General features: G+C 72.1%; 18 protein-coding genes. 11 read left to right on the forward strand and 7 right to left on the reverse strand.

Features of this window, described 5'->3' with window-relative positions:
* Positions 1 to 34 precede the first annotated feature (34 nt).
* The 3 genes from AC2YHB_RS16825 to AC2YHB_RS16835 are packed head-to-tail and all read left to right on the forward strand — an operon-like array spanning position 35 to position 2,990.
* Positions 35 to 604: a PadR family transcriptional regulator gene (locus AC2YHB_RS16825; protein WP_487354315.1), complete on the forward strand. Its 570-nt coding sequence runs from the start codon at positions 35 to 37 to the stop codon at positions 602 to 604.
* On the forward strand, positions 601 to 2,604 hold the full coding sequence (locus AC2YHB_RS16830) for an NADPH-dependent 2,4-dienoyl-CoA reductase (protein ID WP_036541980.1): 2,004 nt from the start codon (positions 601 to 603) through the stop codon (positions 2,602 to 2,604). Before AC2YHB_RS16825 ends, AC2YHB_RS16830 begins: the two co-directional genes overlap by 4 nt.
* Entirely contained in the window at positions 2,601 to 2,990 is a 390-nt protein-coding gene (locus AC2YHB_RS16835) for a nuclear transport factor 2 family protein (RefSeq protein WP_487354316.1), read from the forward strand. The genes AC2YHB_RS16830 and AC2YHB_RS16835 overlap by 4 nt, the downstream gene beginning before the upstream one ends.
* 117 nt (positions 2,991 to 3,107) lie before the next feature.
* On the opposite strand, the gene AC2YHB_RS16840 is transcribed toward AC2YHB_RS16835, so the two are convergent.
* Positions 3,108 to 3,593: an SRPBCC family protein gene (locus AC2YHB_RS16840; protein WP_036541977.1), complete on the reverse strand. Its 486-nt coding sequence runs from the start codon at positions 3,591 to 3,593 to the stop codon at positions 3,108 to 3,110.
* A gap of 303 nt (positions 3,594 to 3,896) precedes the next feature.
* On the opposite strand from AC2YHB_RS16840, the gene AC2YHB_RS16845 reads away from it, so the two are divergent.
* Complete coding sequence (locus tag AC2YHB_RS16845) at positions 3,897 to 4,280, forward strand: DUF1304 domain-containing protein (protein ID WP_179650544.1); 384 nt, start codon at positions 3,897 to 3,899, stop codon at positions 4,278 to 4,280.
* Here the strand turns inward: AC2YHB_RS16845 and AC2YHB_RS16850 are convergent.
* Both AC2YHB_RS16850 and AC2YHB_RS16855 read right to left on the reverse strand, forming a co-directional pair.
* Positions 4,277 to 5,551: a DUF1501 domain-containing protein gene (locus AC2YHB_RS16850; protein WP_487354317.1), complete on the reverse strand. Its 1,275-nt coding sequence runs from the start codon at positions 5,549 to 5,551 to the stop codon at positions 4,277 to 4,279. The genes AC2YHB_RS16845 and AC2YHB_RS16850 overlap by 4 nt on opposite strands.
* A 5-nt stretch (positions 5,552 to 5,556) precedes the next feature.
* A complete protein-coding gene (locus AC2YHB_RS16855) occupies positions 5,557 to 7,023 on the reverse strand; it encodes a DUF1800 domain-containing protein (RefSeq protein WP_487354318.1) in 1,467 nt (488 codons plus the stop codon).
* Between the two features lie 167 nt (positions 7,024 to 7,190).
* Between AC2YHB_RS16855 and AC2YHB_RS16860 the strand changes: the two genes are divergently transcribed.
* The gene (locus AC2YHB_RS16860) at positions 7,191 to 7,820 is read left to right on the forward strand and encodes a flavodoxin family protein (protein WP_487354319.1); all 630 of its coding nucleotides are present in this window, start codon (positions 7,191 to 7,193) and stop codon (positions 7,818 to 7,820) included.
* Between the two features lie 75 nt (positions 7,821 to 7,895).
* On the opposite strand, the gene AC2YHB_RS16865 is transcribed toward AC2YHB_RS16860, so the two are convergent.
* A complete protein-coding gene (locus AC2YHB_RS16865; protein ID WP_179650539.1) occupies positions 7,896 to 8,432 on the reverse strand; it encodes a DUF4334 domain-containing protein in 537 nt (178 codons plus the stop codon).
* Between the two features lie 24 nt (positions 8,433 to 8,456).
* Positions 8,457 to 8,855 carry a homing endonuclease associated repeat-containing protein gene (locus AC2YHB_RS16870; RefSeq protein ID WP_487354320.1) on the reverse strand — a complete coding sequence of 133 codons (399 nt, stop codon included), beginning with the start codon at positions 8,853 to 8,855 and terminating at the stop codon, positions 8,457 to 8,459.
* 152 nt (positions 8,856 to 9,007) lie between these two features.
* Between AC2YHB_RS16870 and AC2YHB_RS16875 the strand changes: the two genes are divergently transcribed.
* From AC2YHB_RS16875 to AC2YHB_RS16900, 6 genes are all read left to right on the forward strand, one after another.
* The gene (locus AC2YHB_RS16875) at positions 9,008 to 10,810 is read left to right on the forward strand and encodes a DUF3556 domain-containing protein (protein WP_487354321.1); all 1,803 of its coding nucleotides are present in this window, start codon (positions 9,008 to 9,010) and stop codon (positions 10,808 to 10,810) included.
* A gap of 3 nt (positions 10,811 to 10,813) precedes the next feature.
* Complete coding sequence (locus AC2YHB_RS16880) at positions 10,814 to 12,328, forward strand: class I adenylate-forming enzyme family protein (protein ID WP_487354322.1); 1,515 nt, start codon at positions 10,814 to 10,816, stop codon at positions 12,326 to 12,328.
* A 107-nt stretch (positions 12,329 to 12,435) separates the two neighbouring features.
* Positions 12,436 to 13,716: a PucR family transcriptional regulator gene (locus tag AC2YHB_RS16885; RefSeq protein WP_487354323.1), complete on the forward strand. Its 1,281-nt coding sequence runs from the start codon at positions 12,436 to 12,438 to the stop codon at positions 13,714 to 13,716.
* A gap of 154 nt (positions 13,717 to 13,870) precedes the next feature.
* On the forward strand, positions 13,871 to 15,283 hold the full coding sequence (locus tag AC2YHB_RS16890; protein ID WP_487354324.1) for a phytoene desaturase family protein: 1,413 nt from the start codon (positions 13,871 to 13,873) through the stop codon (positions 15,281 to 15,283).
* An 80-nt stretch (positions 15,284 to 15,363) separates the two neighbouring features.
* Positions 15,364 to 16,674 carry a cryptochrome/photolyase family protein gene (locus AC2YHB_RS16895; RefSeq protein ID WP_487354325.1) on the forward strand — a complete coding sequence of 437 codons (1,311 nt, stop codon included), beginning with the start codon at positions 15,364 to 15,366 and terminating at the stop codon, positions 16,672 to 16,674.
* A gap of 46 nt (positions 16,675 to 16,720) precedes the next feature.
* Complete coding sequence (locus AC2YHB_RS16900) at positions 16,721 to 17,344, forward strand: alpha/beta hydrolase (RefSeq protein WP_242530580.1); 624 nt, start codon at positions 16,721 to 16,723, stop codon at positions 17,342 to 17,344.
* An 80-nt stretch (positions 17,345 to 17,424) separates the two neighbouring features.
* Here the strand turns inward: AC2YHB_RS16900 and AC2YHB_RS16905 are convergent, their stop codons facing one another.
* Positions 17,425 to 17,685 carry a metal-sensitive transcriptional regulator gene (locus AC2YHB_RS16905; protein ID WP_036541962.1) on the reverse strand — a complete coding sequence of 87 codons (261 nt, stop codon included), beginning with the start codon at positions 17,683 to 17,685 and terminating at the stop codon, positions 17,425 to 17,427.
* Positions 17,682 to 18,110: a DUF302 domain-containing protein gene (locus tag AC2YHB_RS16910; protein WP_487354326.1), complete on the reverse strand. Its 429-nt coding sequence runs from the start codon at positions 18,108 to 18,110 to the stop codon at positions 17,682 to 17,684. The genes AC2YHB_RS16905 and AC2YHB_RS16910 overlap by 4 nt, the downstream gene beginning before the upstream one ends.
* Positions 18,111 to 18,124: the final 14 nt, after the last annotated feature.

Genomic DNA, 18,124 nt, shown 5'->3' on the forward strand with positions numbered 1-18,124 from the left:
TGCATAGCCGCTCCGACTGGGGCATCCTCGTGCCATGGCCCTCGAGCACGCGATCCTCGTGTCGCTGAGCGAGCGCGCCGCGTCCGGCTCAGACCTGGTGCGCCGCTTCGACGCGTCGATCGGCTTCTTCTGGTCCGCGACGCACCAGCAGATCTACCGCGTGCTCGGCCGGATGGAGGGCGACGGATGGGTCAGCGCCGAGGCCGTCCCCCAGGCCGACCGGCCGACCAAGAAGGTCTACGCCGTCACCGACGCGGGGCGGGCCGAGCTCGCCCGCTGGATCGGCGAGCCCACCACGCCCGACGCCATGCGGAGCAGCATCGGCATCAAGATGCGCGGGGCGTCGTACGGCGACCGGGCGACCCTGCTCGACGACCTGCGCCGCCAGCTCGACGAACACACCAAGCGACTCTCGCTGTACGAGTTCATGGCCGCCCGGGACTTCCCGGACCCCGGCGCGCTGACCGGCGCCGAGCTCGACATCCACCTCGTGCTGCGCGGCGGCCTCCTCATGGAGGAGTTCTGGATCCGCTGGCTGACCGAGTACATCGACGCCCACACCACCGCCGGCACCACCGCTGGAGACACCGAGGAGAACCGATGACCAGCTATCCCCTGCTCACCTCGAAGGCCGTCGTCGGCGGGCTGGAGCTCCAGTCCCGCGCGGTCATGGGCTCGATGCACACCGGTCTCGAGGACCGGCCGTGGCACATCGACGAGATGGCGGCGTACTTCGCCGAGCGGGCCGCCGGCGGTGTCGGCCTCATCGTGACCGGCGGCTACGCGCCGAACGTGCGCGGCTGGCTGCTGCCGTTCGGCTCGCAGATGACCACGCGGATGAACGCGCACCGCCACCAGCGGGTGACCGACGCGGTCCACGAGAACGGCGGGCGGATCGCGCTGCAGATCCTCCACGCCGGCCGCTACGGCTACACGCCGTTCAGCGTCTCGGCGAGCGCGACCAAGTCGCCGATCACCCCGTTCAAGGCGTCTGCGCTGTCGACGCGCGCGGTCGAGCGGACCGTCGACGACTTCGTCGCATCGGCGAGGCTCGCGCGCAAGGCCGGGTACGACGGCATCGAGATCATGGGCTCCGAGGGCTACCTGATCAACCAGTTCCTCGCGGCGCGCACCAACCGTCGTACCGACAAGTGGGGCGGCTCCGCCGAGAACCGGATGCGCTTCCCCGTCGAGATCGTGCGCCGGATCCGGCAGGAGCTGCCGGACTTCTTCGTGATGTACCGGATGTCGCTGCTCGACCTCGTCCCCGACGGCCAGACGTGGGAGGAGACCGTCGAGCTGGCGCACCGGATCGAGGCGGCCGGCGCGAGCGTCATCAACACCGGCATCGGCTGGCACGAGGCGCGGGTCCCCACGATCGTCACCAGCGTGCCGCGCGGCGCGTGGGTCGACAGCACCCTGCGCCTCAAGGAGGTCGTGTCGATCCCGGTCTGCGCGAGCAACCGGATCAACACCCCGGACGTCGCGGAGTCGATCCTCGAGCAGGGCATCGACTTGGTCTCGATGGCCCGCCCGTTCCTCGCCGACTCCGAGCTCGTCAACAAGGCCCGCGACGGCCGCGCCGACGAGATCAACACCTGCATCGGCTGCAACCAGGCCTGCCTCGACCACACCTTCCAGGCCAAGCGCGCCTCCTGCCTGGTCAACCCGCGCGCCTGCCACGAGACGACGCTCGTGCTCGGCCCGACGCGCTCCGCCAAGCGGGTCGCCGTCGTCGGTGGCGGCCCCGCCGGCCTCGCGACCGCCGTCAGCGCCGCCGAGCGCGGCCACGACGTCACGCTCTTCGAGGCGAGCGACGAGATCGGTGGCCAGTTCCGCCTGGCGATGCAGATCCCCGGCAAGGAGGAGTTCGCCGAGACGCTGCGCTACTTCCGCCGCCGCATGGAGGTCCTCGGCGTCAACGTGAAGCTGTCGACGTGGGCGACGCCCGAGCTGCTCGCCGGGTACGACGAGGTCGTGGTCGCGACCGGCGTCGAGCCGCGCACCCCGTCGATCCCGGGGATCGACCACGCGAAGGTCGTCTCCTACCCCGACGCCATCACCGGCCGCGTCGCGGTCGGCGGCCGGGTCGCCGTGATGGGTGCCGGCGGGATCGGCTTCGACGTCACCGAGCTGCTCGCCCACACCGACGAGACCGTCGAGGAGTGGAAGGCCCACTGGGGCGTGGCCGACCCGGCCGTCGTACGCGGTGGCGTGACGGAGAAGGCGCCGCGCACCCCGAAGCGCGAGGTGTGGCTGCTGCAGCGCAAGGAGTCCGCCCAGGGCAAGGGCCTGGGCAAGACCTCGGGCTGGGTGCATCGTGCCGTCGTCAAGGACCTCGGCGTCCACCAGCTCAGCGGCGTCTCCTACGACAAGGTCGACGACGCGGGCCTGCACATCACCGTCGACGGAGCGCCGCAGGTGCTCGACGTCGACCACGTCGTCGTCTGCGCCGGCCAGGAGTCGGTCCGCAGCCTGTACGACGACCTGCTCGCCTCCGACTTCGCCGGTCGTGTCCACCTCATCGGGGGCGCCGACGTGGCCGCCGAGCTGGACGCGAAGCGCGCCATCAAGCAGGGCACCGAGCTGGCGGCGGCGCTGTGAGCGCGGCGTTCCGCACCGCCGTCGAGGCGCGCGACATCGAGGCCATGCGGGCGTGCCTCGCCGACGACGTCGTCTTCCGCAGCCCGGTCGCGCACAAGCCGTACCCCGGCAAGCCCATCACCGCGGCGATCCTGGCCAACGTGATCGAGGTCTTCGAGGACTTCCACTACGTGCGCGAGCTCGGCGACGACGCGGGCCATGCGCTGGTCTTCGAGGCGAAGGTCGACGGCCTCGACATCACCGGGTGCGACTTCCTCGTCCTCGACGACGACGGCCTGATCATCGACTTCATGGTGATGGTCCGCCCGCTCAAGGCCGCCAGCGCGCTCGCCGAGGCGATGGGCGCGCGCTTCGACCGGATCGTGGAGCAGGCCGGACGGGGCTGAGCCCCGGCACCTTGGACGACAGAACTCACGCCTGGACGACGAAGTTTCGTCGTCCAGGCGTGAGTTTCTTCGTCCAGGCGCGGGAGTTTCACCGGCCGGCCGGTGAAACTCCCCCGATCACAACGCCGGATTCGGCGGGTCCACGTCGCTCGGGCTCACCGCCCCGCGCCACCCGCCCGTCTCGACACCACGGGCCTCGATGAACTCCTTGAACCGCTCGAGGTCGCCCTCGGTGCGCTTGTCGACGATCTTCAGCGCGTCGCCGACCTTCTCGACGATGCCCTCGGGCTCGAACTCCATCTGCAGGGTGACCCGCGTGCCGCGCCCGGTGGGGTCCGGGGCGAAGGAGACGGTGCCGTCGTTCGTCGTACCGTCGGTGGCGCGCCAGGTGATCCGCTCGTCGGGCGTCTGGTGGACGATCTCGGCGTCCCACTCGCGGTGCACTCCGGCGATGTCGGCGCTCCAGTGCAGGTGCTTGTCGTCGATCTGCTTCACGTGCTCGACGCCCTGCATGAACTTGGGGAAGCTCTCGAACTGCGTCCACTGGTCGTAGGCCGTACGGACCGGCACCTCGACGACGATGGTCTTCTCGATCGTGCTCATGGATCGTGCTCCTCTCGGTCGGGGTTCGTTGTCGGTTCCGCCTCGCGGTACCCGCCGACAACGGCCGAACCCGGGTGGGGGCGCGAAGTGTGAGGTTTTCTCCGCCGAAGTGGGCTGCTTTCTCCGCCGAAGTGGGCCGTTTTCTCCACCGAAGTGGGCCGATTTCTCCGCCACCGGCGCCGCAATCCTCACGTCTCGACGGAGAACCTCTGCCACTTCGCCGGAGAAGACCTCACACTTCGGCGGAGAAACCCACGCACTTCGCGCCCGCCAGAGGTCCCGCCGCCCCTTAGGGTGCAGGACATGACCACCGTCGCCCTCGCGTTCGCGGGCCTCGCCGCCGCACTCCACGTCTACATCTGGGTCATGGAGTCGCTCACCTGGACGAGCCCGCGGACGCGGGCGACGTTCGGCACGTCGGTCGAGGAGGCCGAGGCCACCAAGGAGCTCGCCTACAACCAGGGCTTCTACAACCTCTTCCTCGCGCTGGTGACCTTCGGCGGCATCGCCGCCCACGTCGCCGACGAGGAGACGGTCGGCTCGACGCTGGTCTTCACCGGCGCGGGGTCGATGGTGGCCGCCGGGCTGGTGCTGCTGCTCTCGTCGCCGGACAAGGCTCGTGCGGCGATCACGCAGCTCACCCTCCCCGCGATCGCGGTCGTGCTCCTCGCGATCGCCGTCGCCTAGGCCATCACGCCGACGGTCTCCGGCGTGAAGCCCGGGAACACCGTCGCCGACGAGGCGGCCATCCGCTTCACCACGACCTCGGCGAGGACGCTGCGGTAGTCGGTCGTGACCGTGAGGTCGGCGTTGACGTCGTTGACCAGCCCCGGCCAGGTGCCGTGGTAGCCGCCCTTGACACCGGCGCCGAGCAACAGCATCACGTTGCCCCACCCGTGGTCGAGCCCGTAGTTGGCGTTCTGCTTGACCCGTCGGCCGAACTCCGACAGCGCCACGACGGTCACCTTGTCGGCGAGCGAGCCGAGGTCGGTGAAGAACGCCGCCAGCACGTCGGCGAGCTCGGAGGTCATCCGCTGCATCGCACCCCACTCGAGCGTGCCGAGGTCGACGTGGTGGTCCCACGACCCGAAGTCGACGGTGATCACCTCGGCACCCACGTCGCCGCGGATGGTGCGCGCCGTCGCGGCCATCGCGCGCCCGAAGTCCCCGTCCGGGTACGACGCCCCGTTGGCCGGTGTCGTCGAGGTCGCCTTGACCGGGGCGAAGTCGGCGATGGCCGCCATCGCGGCGCGGGCTCCCGCTCCGAGCGGTCCCGAGGCTGACGCCCAGGTGGTCCGCATCGACCGGGGCCGGCGCCCCTCGGGGTCCCACTTGTCGGCTCCGGAGAGCCGCATGTCCGCGATCCGCTCGATCGCGACGCTCTGCTGCGGCCCGCTGAGGGAGGTCGGCGGGTTGGCGCTGCCGAGCTGGACCGCCTGCAGCGGGCTGGTGTAGGTGTCGCGGCCGATCAGCCGGTTCAGCCAGCCGGTGCGCGTCGTCGAGCCGGGCGCGGCGTCCTCGACCTCCTCCATCGCGGAGAAGTGCGAGCGGTTGGGCGCCGGCAGGCCGGTCGCGTGCACGGCCGCCATGCGGCCGCCGTTCCACAGCGGCAGCAGGGGCGCCAGGTTCGGGTGCAGCCCGAAGAAGCCGTCCTTCGCGAGCAGCTGCGCCGACGGGACGGCGATGCCGGGCCGCGCGCTCGCGTAGACCGGGTCGCCGTGCGGGACGACGAGGCTCATCCCGTCGACCGCGCCGCGCATCGACAGGACGACCAGCACGGCGGGCGCGGAGCGCGTGGCGGCGTACGACGTCTCGACGAAGGCGGTGCCGAACGCGGTGGCCGTGCTCAGGCCGGCCCCGGCGGCGAGCGCGCTCCGGAGCAGGCCGCGGCGTGAGACCCGCGAGAACTCGGGGCATCCGCAGGGCTCGGCGGGAGGGGCAGGGGTCGGGGAGGTCATGGCCGTCACCTCGTCATGTGGGTCGGGCAGTCGAGGAACACGGTCAGCAGGCGCGGCATCTCCCAGCGGACCAGGTCGTGGGTACTGGTGATGATCGTGCCCGGACTGCAGCCGGTCGCCTCGCACGCGGCCTGCAGCAGCAGCGACGTCGAGCCGCGTCCGTGGATCGACCGGGCGAGGTGGTCGACGAGGTGGTCGAAGCGGATCCGCGTGGCCGGCAGCCACGACGCCGGCGTGCGGTAGCGGGTGCCGATGGACGGCCACCAGCCGCCCGCCATCGTGTAGTGCACGTCGAGGGAGTTGAGGAAGCGCGAGGTCGACGACCACGCCGCTGCCGTGTCGGGTCGTCCGTCGGGCGGCTGCCACGAGAACGGCCTGATGCCGACGGACGACGCCTGCCACAGGATCGCGTTGGCGCCGGCCTCGGACTCGCTGTCCGCCGGACGCGCTGAGAGCTGGACGCCCAGCGCCCGCCAAGTCGCGACGACGTCGTCGGTCGGCGTACGGACCTTCTTGCCGATCGAGCTCGCCGCCTTGAACTCCGTCGAGGCGACCAGCGCGCGGAGCACCGGGCGGATCTGGGTGTCGTTGGCGAGGTAGACCTTCGCGAGCCGGTCGACCAGGGCGTCCGGTGGGCTGTCGGACACGAAGCGCCGGGCCAGCTTCAGCGCGATCCGCCGCGCGGTCGCGGGGTGGTGCGCGAGATAGCGCAGGTAGGCCTGGACGACGGGCCGGCCGTCGGCGGCGCCGTTGTCGTGGGCGAAGCCCATGACCTGCACGGGTCCGGTCCAGTGGTGGGCCAGGTCGCAGGAGAAGGCCCACGTCCGCCACGAGTCGACGCGGTAGCCGGTGAGGATCCGCGCGGAGGCCTTGACGTCGTCCTCGTCGTAGTTGCCGCGACCAACGGTGTGCAGCTCCAGCAGTTCGCGGCCGAGGTTCTCGTTGGGGGCGCGCTTGGAGGAGTTCGCGTTGCCGAGGTAGACCGCCATCGCCGGGTGCACGATCGCCGCCTGCAGCAGGTCCTCGAAGCGGCCGAGCGCGTGCTTCCGGATCGTCTTCCCGTACGACGTCCGGAACGGCCCGACCTCGCCCGTCGCCGGCACGTGCAGGTGGTGCTCCCAGAGCTCCGCCATCGTCTCGAGCACCTGCCGCTGCGAGCCGAGGCGGCGCACCAGCGCCCAGCGCTCGTAGTTGGCGTCGGCCAGCCACAGCTCCTCGATGCCGTCGACCTGTCGTTGCCAGAGCGTCTCCGCCGAGGCGTTGATCGAGGTCCACCACGTCGCCGAGGTGGTGTACCAGGTGTCGGCGTACTGCGACGTCAGCTGCTTCTCGAACCACGCCGTGAACCCGCCGGCGGCGACGACCTGGCGGTGGAGCGCCGGCGTGTAGCCGGCGGTGAACCGGCGCAGGCAGTGCAGCGTCGCGGACGACGGGATCGCGGTGCGGGTCCAGGCCCGCGGTGTGTACGCCACCCGAGCTCCCTCCCCCGATCAGTGCGCGTCGCGGCGAGCGTAGGCAGCGGGGACGGCCCGGCGGAGCGGCCTCTCGGACACGATGCGACACCCATCCGGATCACGGACCCGGGACCTCTGCCCCGGGCGCCCGGGTGCCCGGCCCCGCGCCGGGTACCGCCCCGCGCATGGTCGACGACACCCCACCCACAGATTCCCTGCGTGCCCTCGTCCTGTGCTGCACGCTGCGCAGGTCACCGTCCGAGTCCAGCTCCGACCTGCTGGGGCGGCGCGTGCTCGAGGCCCTGCGCAGGCACGGGGTCGACGGCGACCTGGTGCGCGTGGTGGACCACCCGGTCGCGTTCGGGGTCAGCACCGACGAGGGCGACGGCGACGCGTGGCCGGACATCCGCCGCCAGGTGCTCGCCGCCGACATCCTCGTCATCGCCACGCCGATCTGGATGGGCCAGCCCTCGTCGGTGTGCAAGATGGTGCTGGAGCGGCTCGACGCCGAGCTCAGCGAGGAGGACGACGAGGGCCGGATGCTGACCTCCGGCAAGGTCGCGGCCGTGGCGGTCGTCGGCAACGAGGACGGCGCCCACCACGTCAGCGCCGAGGTCTACCAGGCGCTCTCGGACGTCGGCTTCACGATCCCGGCGAACGGCGTGACCTACTGGGTCGGCGAGGCGATGCAGTCGACCGACTACCAGGACCTCGACCCCGAGCCCGAGAAGACCGCGGCCACCACCGCGACGCTCGCCGGCAACGCGGCCCACCTGGCGGCGCTGCTCAAGGCGGCGCCGTACCCGCCCGCCTGACCCTGCCGCCTGAACCTGCCCGGTGGTCGAGGAGGCTGCGCAGCAACCGTCACGAGACCACCGGCGGCTGCCGGATCAGTCCCGGACCAGGACGAAAAAGTACGGCGGGGCGTCGCGCAGGTCCATGCAGCCCAGCAGGGTGTCGGCGTCGACCCGGCGGAAGAGGTCGATGATCGGCAGGTGGTCGTAGCTCATCCCGGCGGTGACCACGCCGCGGTACTCCACGTTGCGCAGCCGGGCCCGGGGCTTCTTCGTGCGCAGCGCCGGGAGCGCCGCGCCCATGACCGCGCGGCCGCGGGCGACCACACCCTCGGGGATCCGGTCGACGATCCCGAAGGGGATCCGTCGCGGGTCGACGGACACGATCTTCCCGGCCGGCGTCCGAAAGAGCAGCGGGTGCACCTCGTCCACGGAGTCGAACTGCTTGCCGTACCACCCGGACGCCTCCAGCAGCCCGTCCATCGGGTGCCCGGTGGCGAGCTCGCGCCCGTGCCAGCGGCCGGTGACCTCCTCGGCACGGACGGCCGGGAGGCTGTCGAAGAACGCCAGTGCGTCCGCGAGCGCGCAGGCGGGCTCGAGCTCGGCGAGGCGGTCCGCGGGAATGACAGTCATGCTGTCATTGTGACGGACGCCCGCTCAGGTGCCGGCCGTTGCCCGCTTCTTGACCTCGGCCCACGGGAAGCGCTGCCGCAGCGTCGCCCCGCTCGGGGCGTCGTCCTGCGCCTTCGCCCACTCCGAGTAGTCGGCGAACGAGCCCGTCGCCCCCGGTGAGCCCAGGTACGCCGCCACGATCGCGACGACGTCCTCGTCGCTCCACCTCCGCGAGGTCGAGCGGGTCTTGTTGGTGGCCACGCCGGCGCGGGCGCAGGCCTCGTTCCACGAGCCGAACCGGCGGATCAGCAGCGCCGGGGAGGCCGCCTCCTGGTCGCGCTGCCAGGCGTCGTACGCCGCAGCGGTCAGCGGCTCGCCCAGTGCGGCGGCAGCAGCGGCGACACCGGCCGCCAGCTGGTCGTCGGAGTACTCGGGGGTCCGCATGCCGCCACCGTAGCGGGCCCCGGTCGTTGGCCGTCGGGGACGAAGAACGGGAGGCAAGTTCGGTCGTCGCGGCCGTGATGACGCAGGTCACATCGCGCCTACCTTCGGGGCGGATCGCCGAGCGGTCCTTCCCGCACCAAGGAGCCAGACCCATGCCCTTCCTCACCCCCACCGTGCCGCAGGTCGACCCTGCGGAGTTCCTCACCCGCCCCCGCCAGGAACGGATCAGGTTCCTGGCGACGTTCTGGGCCGAGAACGGCTTCGGCACCCAGAAGATGGTGCACACCATCTACATCGTGAAGCTGCTCGTCCTCTACATCGGCGGCGGCGTCGCGCTGGCGACCCTCACCTCCGACGTGGGCGGCCCGCTCGAGGTCAGCCAGTGGTGGGACCAGCCGATCATCTACCAGAAGTTCGTGCTCTGGACGCTCTTCCTCGAGCTGTTCGGCATCGGTGGCACGTGGGGTCCGCTCGCGGCGCACTTCAAGCCGATGACCGGTGGCATCGCCTACTGGGCGCGACCGAACACCATCCGGCTCCCCCCGTGGCCGGGCAAGGTCCCGTTCACCGCCGGCGACAACCGCAGCGTCTTCGACGTGGCGCTCTACCTCGCCACCCTCGCGAGCTTCCTCCTCGCCGCGTCGTCGGGCGGGACGACCCTCGAGGGCTTCGGCGTCGACATGGTCGACCCGGCGCTGATGGCGCTCTCCGCCGGCCTGCTCGTGCTCTGCGGCCTGCGCGACAAGATCCTCTTCCTCGCCTCGCGCGGCGAGCAGTACCTGCCGATCCTGCTGATCTCCGCGCTCGCCGGCGAGGTGCTCACGTTCGTCGACTTCATCGTCGCGGCCAAGCTGATCATCGTCACGATCTGGGTCGGCGCGGCCGTGTCCAAGATGAACCACCACTTCCTCAACGTGATCCCGCCGATGGTGTCGAACGCGCCGTTCGTGCCGAAGGCCCTCAAGCGTGCGCACTACCGGTCGCTGCCCGAGGACCTGCTGCCGTCGCGGCTCGCCTGGTTCATGGCGCACGTGCTCGGCACGACCGCCGAGCTCGCCGTACCGCTGGTCCTGCTGCTGAGCACCAACTGGACGATCACGCTGCTGGCCGTGGGGTCGATGGTCCTCTTCCACCTCTTCATCACCCAGACGTTCCCCCTGGCGGTGCCGCTGGAGTGGAACATCAACTTCTCGTTCATCACGATCTTCCTGTTCGCCGGGCACTTCGCCGGTGACGGCTACGCCGTGACCGACTTCAGCGAGGGCTGGATGCTGCCGGTCTTCGTGGCCGCGCTGGTCTTCTTCCCGGTGCTCGGCAACCTGCGTCCCGACCTGGTGTCCTTCCTCCCCTCGATGCGGCAGTACGCCGGCAACTGGGCCTCGGCCACCTGGGCCTTCGCCCCGGGCGCGGAGGCGAAGCTCAACCAGATCCCCGGCGGCGCGCTCAACCAGATCGACCAGCTGGTCGACGGCATGGGCTTCGACCCGGCGGCCGCCGAGATGACGATGCAGATGACGCTGAGCTGGCGCTCGATGCACAGCCAGGGGCGCGGCCTGTTCTCGGTGCTGCAGAACTACCTGGGCGACGAGTACGAGGGCTACTCCCTGCGCGAGGCCGAGTTCTGCTGCAACAAGGTGATCGGGTGGAACTTCGGCGACGGCCACCTGCACGACGACCAGCTGATCGAGGCCATCCAGAAGCGGGTCGGCTTCGCCCCCGGCGAGTTCGTCGTGGTCTGGGTCGAGTCGCAGCCCATCCACAAGCCGACGCAGGAGTACTTCGTGATGGACGCCGCCCTGGGCATCGTCGAGCGCGGCAGCTGGCTGGTCACCGACTGCGTCAAGGAGCAGCCGTGGCTGCCGAACGGCCCGGTCCCGACGGACGTCACCTGGCGCCACCCGCAGCACCACCCGGCGCACGCCCTCGGCGCGGCCAGCCCGACGGCGACGGCCTGACCCATGGGCGTCACCACGACCAGCCCGCTGGCGGCGATCCCGTTCCAGCGAGCCGCGCAGGACCCCACCGGGTCGTGCCTGCAGGACGGTGACCGGGCCTGGGACAACGCCGGCTTCGCGACCGCCGTACGACGCCTCGCCCAGCGCTTCACGGCGCTGGGCGTGGCGCCCGGCGACACCGTCGCCGTGCTGCTGCCGAACTGCGCGGAGATCATCGCCACGATGTTCGCCGCGTGGTTCCGCGGCTCCGCCCTCAACCCGGTCAACACCGCGCTGACCGACGACGAGGTGCGCTACCAGCTCGAGGACTCGGCGTCCGCGGTGATCGTCGGCGACCAGCGGGCCCGGGCACTGGCGGAGTCCCTGGGGATCGCGTGGGTGGACGCTGACCTCGTCCTCCCCGCCCCCGGGGACCCGCCCGTGTCCCCCGCACCCGCCGGCGCCGGGGACGGCGTCGAGGAGCCGTCCGCCCTCGGCGACGACTTCGCGCTCGTGATCTACACCAGCGGCACGACCGGCAAGCCGAAGGGCGTGCTGCTCGACCACGACAACCTCGACGCGATGAGCGCCTCGCTCGTCGAGCACTTCGGGTTGACCGCCGACGACCGCAGCCTGCTGGTCCTCCCGCTGTTCCACTGCAACGGCCTGGTCGCCGGCACCCTCGCCCCGTTGCGGGCCGGCGGTGACGTCGTCGTCGCGCGGCGGTTCTCCCCCGACACCTTCTGGGACGACGTCGAGGCCGCCCGGCCGACGTACTTCTCGGCGGTGCCGACCATCTACGCCGTGCTCGAGGCGCGGACCGAGCGCAGGGTCGACACCTCCTCGCTGCGCTTCCTGGTCTGCGGCGCGGCGCCGATGCCGGCCGAGCTGATCACCCGCTTCGAGCGGCGCTTCGGGGTGCCCGTCGTCGAGGGCTACGGGCTCTCGGAGGGCAGCGTGGCGTCGACGATCAACCCGGTCGACGGACTGCGCAAGCCGGGCACCGTGGGCGTCGCGCTCCCGGGCCAGGAGGTCGCCGTCGTCTCGGCCCAGGGCGTCCCACAGCCGGCCGGGCAGCGCGGCGAGGTGGTGATCCGCGGCGCCAACGTGATGCGGGGCTATCTCGGAAAGCCGCAGGAGACGGCCCAGGTGCTCCGCGACGGCTGGCTGCACACGGGCGACGTGGGGATCATCGACCGGGACGGCTACCTGCGCATCGTCGACCGGATCAAGGACATGATCATCCGCGGCGGGGAGAACATCTACCCCAAGGAGATCGAGGAGTGCCTCTACCTGCACCCCGCGGTCCTCGAGGCGGCCGTCATCGGCAAGCCGGACCCCGTGCTCGGCGAGGTCCCGGTCGCGTACGTCGCCACCCGGCCCGGTCGCGTCGCGACGCCGGAGGAGCTGCGCGAGCACTGCGCGGCCACGCTGGCGCGCTACAAGGTCCCCCAGGAGGTGCACGTGCGCACGGAGCTGCCGAAGAACTCGGTCGGCAAGCTGGTGAAGGGCCTGCTGCGCGAGCAGGTGTCGGCGTGACCCGTTCCCCGCAGCAGACCTTTGGTCGCCGCGACCAAAGCGCGGGCCCGCAGTCGTGGCGCGAGCACAGTGACGCGCGTCACGCTCGGTCTGGGACACTGCGAGACGTGGCAGACGCTCCCCCTCCACTCTCCGCCGACGTGCTGGTGACCACCGTCGCGACGGCGCTCCAGGCCCGGATCACCGAGCTGGCCAGCAGCATGCGCGACCGCCTCTCGAACCGCATCGAGGAGCTCGACGAGGACGGCGCGATCTTCGAGCTGCTCTACGCCAGCATCGAGGGCAACATCGAGAACATCCTCTACTCGCTGCGCCACGACATCACGCTCGACAAGATCGAGCCGCCGTCGGCGGCCTACGAGTACGCGCGGCGGCTCGCCCAGCGCGGGGTGCCGATGAGCGCCTTGGTGCGCGCCTACCGGCTCGGCCAGCAGCACCTGCTGGAGATGACCTTCGCCGAGTGCGACCGGCTCGAGGCGCCGGTCGAGGTGCGCTCGGAGGCCTACGAGCGGATCGTGAAGGTCACCTTCGACTACATCGACTGGATCTCGCAGGGCGTGGTCACGGTCTACGAGGGCGAGCGCGAGCGCTGGCTGGCCGAGCGCAACAGCGCCCGGGTCGGCCGGGTCGAGGAGCTCATCGCCGGCGCCCCGATCGACATCGACGCCGCCGAGACCACGCTGGGCTACCGCCTGCGGGTGCCGCACCTCGGCGGCGTGCTGTGGGTCGACGAGACCGGCACCCAGCAGGACCAGCTCTCCCGCTTCACCCGCGCCGCGACGTCGATCGCGGAGTTCCTCGGCTCTTCGCGTACGCCGCTGGTGATCCCGCGCGACCGCGCGACGGCGTGGATCTGGATCTCGGTCCGCGACGAGGTCGAGCTCGACGTCGGCGGGATCCAGTCCCTCCTGGCCAAGGCCGGTGGACCGCCGGCGCCCAACCTGGCGCTCGGCCGGCTCGCGTCGGGGGTGGAGGGCTTCCGTCGTACCCACCGGGAGGCGTTGCACGCCCAGCAGGTGGCGATGGTCGGCGACGACCCGCAGCGCTCGGTCACGACCTTCGACGAGCCCGGCCTCAAGGTCGCCGCCCTGCTCGCCAACGACCTCGACACCGCCCGCACCTGGGTGCAGGAGACGCTCGGCGACCTGGCCCTCGACGACGAGCAGCACGAGCGGCTGCGGCACACGCTGCTCTTGTTCTTCCAGCACGACAGCAGCTACACCGCCACCGCCGAGGCGATGTTGATGCACAAGAACTCGGTGAAGTACCGGATCGCGTCCGCCGAGAAGGCGATGGGCTGGCCGGTCAGCTCCGACCGACAGGCGATCGAGCTCGCGCTCACCGCGTGCCACTGGCTCGGCCGGGCCCTGCTGATCCCCACGCACTGACACCAGCAGCCCGGGTCCCCCCACCAGGTCCTCCCCGCCGGCGCGGGGAGGACCTGGCGATCTCCGGTGTTGTGCGCGGAGACCAAAGGCCGCGCGCCAAGTCCGCACGCCGTGACATGGGAGGGACGCGGCTGTTGGGCCTACCGTCGTACCCATGACGGACGCACTCGTGGTCGGCAGCGGGCCCAACGGCCTGGCGGCCGCGCTGACCCTCGCGAAGGCCGGCGTGCAGGTCACCGTGCTCGAGGCGCGGGACGACATCGGCGGCGGCACCCGGACCGTGCAGCCGTTCGGCGAGGGGATCCTCGTCGACCACTGCGCCGCCTTCCACCCGATGGCGGTGCAGTCGCCCGCGCTCGCCGGGCTGGACCGCTACGGCCTGCAGTGGGCCTGGCCGGAGATCGACGCGGCCCACCCGCTCGACGATGCCGCCCCGGCGCTGCTGCGCCGCTCCGTGGACGCGACGGCGGCCGGCCTGGGGGCCGACGCGCGCCGCTGGCGGATGCTCTTCGGCGCTCCCTCCCGAGCCTGGGAGCGGCTCGCCGGCGACATCCTCGGGCCGGTCGTCCACCTCCCCCGGCACCCGCTGCTGATGGGCCGCTTCGGCGCCCCGACGATGCTCCCGGCGGCCCTGCTGGCCCGCTTCTTCCGCACCGAGCAGGCCCGCGCCCTCTTCCTCGGTACGACGGCCCACGCGATGCGCCCGCTCACCGAGGTGCTCTCCTCGGCCATCGGCATGGGCATCCTGACGGCCGGCCACCACGACGGCTGGCCGGTCGTGGTCGGCGGCACCCAGGCGCTCACGGACGCGATGGCGAAGGCGCTCGTCGACCTCGGCGGCAAGATCGAGACCGGCGTGCGGGTCACCTCCGCGAGCCAGCTCCCGGCCGCCGACGCCGTGCTGCTGAACCTCTCGCCGACCGCCGCGCTGGGCCTGTACGACGACCAGCTGCCCTCCGGGAGCAGGCGCGCCTACCGCCGCTACCGCTACGGACCGGCCGCCTTCAAGGTCGACTTCGCCGTCGAGCAGGGCATCCCGTGGCGCGACGCCGAGCTCGCCGGCGCCGGCACGCTCCACCTCGCGGGCGGACCGGCCGAGATCATCGCCGGCGAGAAGGCCGTCGCCACCGGGCGGATGCCGGAGCGGCCGTTCGTCCTGCTCGGCCAGCAGTACGTCGCCGACCCGTCCCGCTCACGGGGCGACGTGCACCCGGTCTACGCCTACGCCCACGTGCCGGCCGGCTACGACGGCGACGCCACCGAGGCGATCATCGCCCAGGTCGAGCGCTTCGCGCCGGGCTTCCGCGACCGGGTCGTGGGCACCCACGTGACCCGACCGGCCGACTTCGCCTCGGCCAACGAGAACTGGGTCGGTGGCGACATCCTCACCGGCGCCAAGTCGCCGGCGTCGCTGGTGCTCGGACCGCGGCCGGGCCGCAACCCCTACCGGACCGGCGCCCGTGGGGTCTACCTCTGCTCGGCGGCGGCGCCGCCTGGACCGGGCGCGCACGGCATGGCCGGCTACCGGGCGGCCCAGCTCGCGTTGAAGGACCTCGGTCTGCGCTGACCGGGGTCTCCGGTGGTCGAGGAGGTCGCGCAGCGACCGTCACGAGACCCGTCTTCCCGCCCGTCTGCCAGCATGGCCGGGTGACCCCGAGCATCCTGTGGTTCCGCCGGGACCTGCGTCTGGGCGACCACCCCGCCCTGCTCGCCGCGGCCGCCGACGGCCCGGTGCTGCCGGTCTTCGTCCTCGACGACGCGCTCCTGGCCCCCTCCGGCCCCGCGCGCCGGGCGTTCCTCGCCCGGTCGCTGGAGGCCCTCGACCGCGACCTGCGTGCGCACGGCCCGGGGCTGGTGGTGCGCAGCGGCCGGCCCGAGGAGGTGCTGTCCGCGCTGGTCGCCGAGACCGGCGCCGCGGCCGTGCACGTGAGCGCCGACTTCGGCCCGTACGGCGCCGCGCGGGACGCCCGCGTCGAGGACGCCCTCGGTGACGTGCCGCTCGTGCGCACCGGGTCGCCGTACGCGGTCGCCCCGGGCCGCCTCTCCACCGGAGCAGGCCAGCCCTACAAGGTCTTCACGCCCTTCCACAAGGCGTGGGTCGACCACCGTTGGCGGGCGCCGGCGGAGTCCGACCCGGCCGCCGTCGACTGGGTCGGAGCCCCCTCGGACGGCCTGCCCGAGGCACCCGACCTGGGCGATGTCCAGCTGCCCGAGGCCGGGGAGGCCGCCGCCCTCGCCCGCTGGGAGGAGTTCCGCGGGACGCCGTACGACGACGTCCGCGACCGCCCCGACCTCGACGAGACCTCGCGCCTGTCCACCTACCTGCGCTGGGGCGCGATCCACCCGCGCACCCTGCTGGCGGACCTCGACGCCCGCAACCACCACGAGGCGGTCTTCCGCAAGGAGCTGGCGTGGCGGGAGTTCCACGCGCACGTGCTGCACGCGTGGCCGGACTCCGCGCGCGAGTACTTCAAGCCCGAGCTGAAGGGGCTGCCCTACGTGACCGGCCGCGCGCTGCGGGAGCGGCTGGCCGCGTGGGCGGAGGGCCGCACCGGCTACCCGATCGTCGACGCCGGGATGCGCCAGCTGCTCGCCGAGGGCTGGATGCACAACCGGGTGCGGATGGTCGTGGCGTCCTTCCTGGTCAAGGACCTCCACGTCGAGTGGACCCACGGCGCGCGGCACTTCATGCGCCACCTCGTCGACGGGGACCTCGCGAGCAACCAGCACAACTGGCAGTGGGTCGCCGGGTGCGGGACCGACGCGGCGCCGTACTTCCGGATCTTCAACCCGACCTCACAGGCCAAGAAGTTCGACCCCGACGGGGCGTACGTGCGCCGGTGGGTCCCCGAGCTGGAGGACCCGACGCGGGGCGACTACCCGGAGCCGATCGTCGACCACGCCGAGCAGCGCGCGGAGACGCTCGAGGCCTACCACCTGCTGCGCCAGCATGGCTGAGCAATCCGGCCGCCCGGCCGGCTCCGAAGACGGGGAGATGGATGCCGTGACCACCTCCCCGACGTTCACCGACGAGCACCTTCCCGCCTCGCCACGCGCGATCGCGCTGGTCCTGCACGGCGGTGCCGAGCACGGCACCATGCCGGTCGACGGCCGCAGCCTGTCGTGGCGCCGCGGCCGCGCGCTGGCCCGCCACCTCGCCGGCCCGCTGAACGGCGACGGCATCGGCGTGGTGCTGCTGCGCTACCGGGTCAAGGGCTGGAACGCCGCCGCCGGCGCACTCCCCTCGCCCGTCCCGGACGCGCGGTGGGCGCTGGATGCCCTCGCCGCCGAGCACGGCCTGCCCGTCGCGGTCGTCGGCCACTCGATGGGCGCCCGCACCGGCGTCGCCGTCGCGGACCACCCGTCCGTGCGCGGCGTCGTCGCGCTCGCCCCGTGGCTGCCGCCCAGCGACCCGGTCGAGCCACTGGCCGGCAAGGTCCTGCGCGCCGCCCACGGCCGCCGGGACCGGATCACCTCCGCCCGCGCGACGAGGAAGTACGTCGAGCGGGCGAGCGCCGTCGCCGACGCGGAGTTCACCGACATGGGCGCCGTCGGGCACTACCTCCTGCGCCGCACGTCGCTCTGGAACGCCTGGGCCACCGCGTCCGTGCGCGAGGTCCTCGCCTGACCCGGGTGGTGCGGTTCACCTACCGAAATTGTCGTGAGATCGCCTGATCCACGACGAATTCGGTAGGTGAACGGCGAAGATCAGGCCAGCGCGAGGAAGAGCTTCTCCATCTTCTTCGCGTCGACGCTGTCCGGGCCGCCCTCGACCAGGCACTTCTGCAGGCCGGTGGCGACCAGCGCGTAGCCGCCGCGCCCGACCGCCTTGTTGACGGCGGCGAGCTGCATCAGTGCGTCCTCGCACTCCGCGCCCTCCTCGAGCATCCGGATCACCGACGCCAGGTGGCCGTTGGCCCGCTTGAGGCGGGTGATGATCGCCTTGATCTCCTCAGGCTCCAGCTTCATCGGTTGCTCCCGTCAGGTGCTGCAGTCGCGGTCAGTGCCTCCATCATCCTGGTCAGCCGGGCACGACCCTCGGCGGCCACCCCGGCGAGCCGGGGGTCGGGCGCCAGTGAGGCGATCAGCGCAGGGTCCATGACATCGACGCGGGTGCGCCCCTCCCCTGTGTCGGCGACGACGACATTGCACGGCATCAGCGCCGCCACGCGCGGCTCGACCTGCAGGGCACGGTGGGCCAGCTCGGGCCGGCAGGCGCCGAGGACCACCTGGGCGGGCACCTCCACGCCGAGCTTGGCGTGGAGCGTGGCGCGGATGTCGATCTCCGTCAGTACGCCGAAGCCGGCGTCGGCGAGCAGGGCGCGCACGCGCGCCACCGTCTCGTCGTACGACGCATCGAGGGTGGCTCCCAGCGTGAAGTCGGTGCTGTCCATCGGGTTCTCCTGTC

This window comes from Nocardioides sp. SRI_004 (assembly GCF_057586415.1).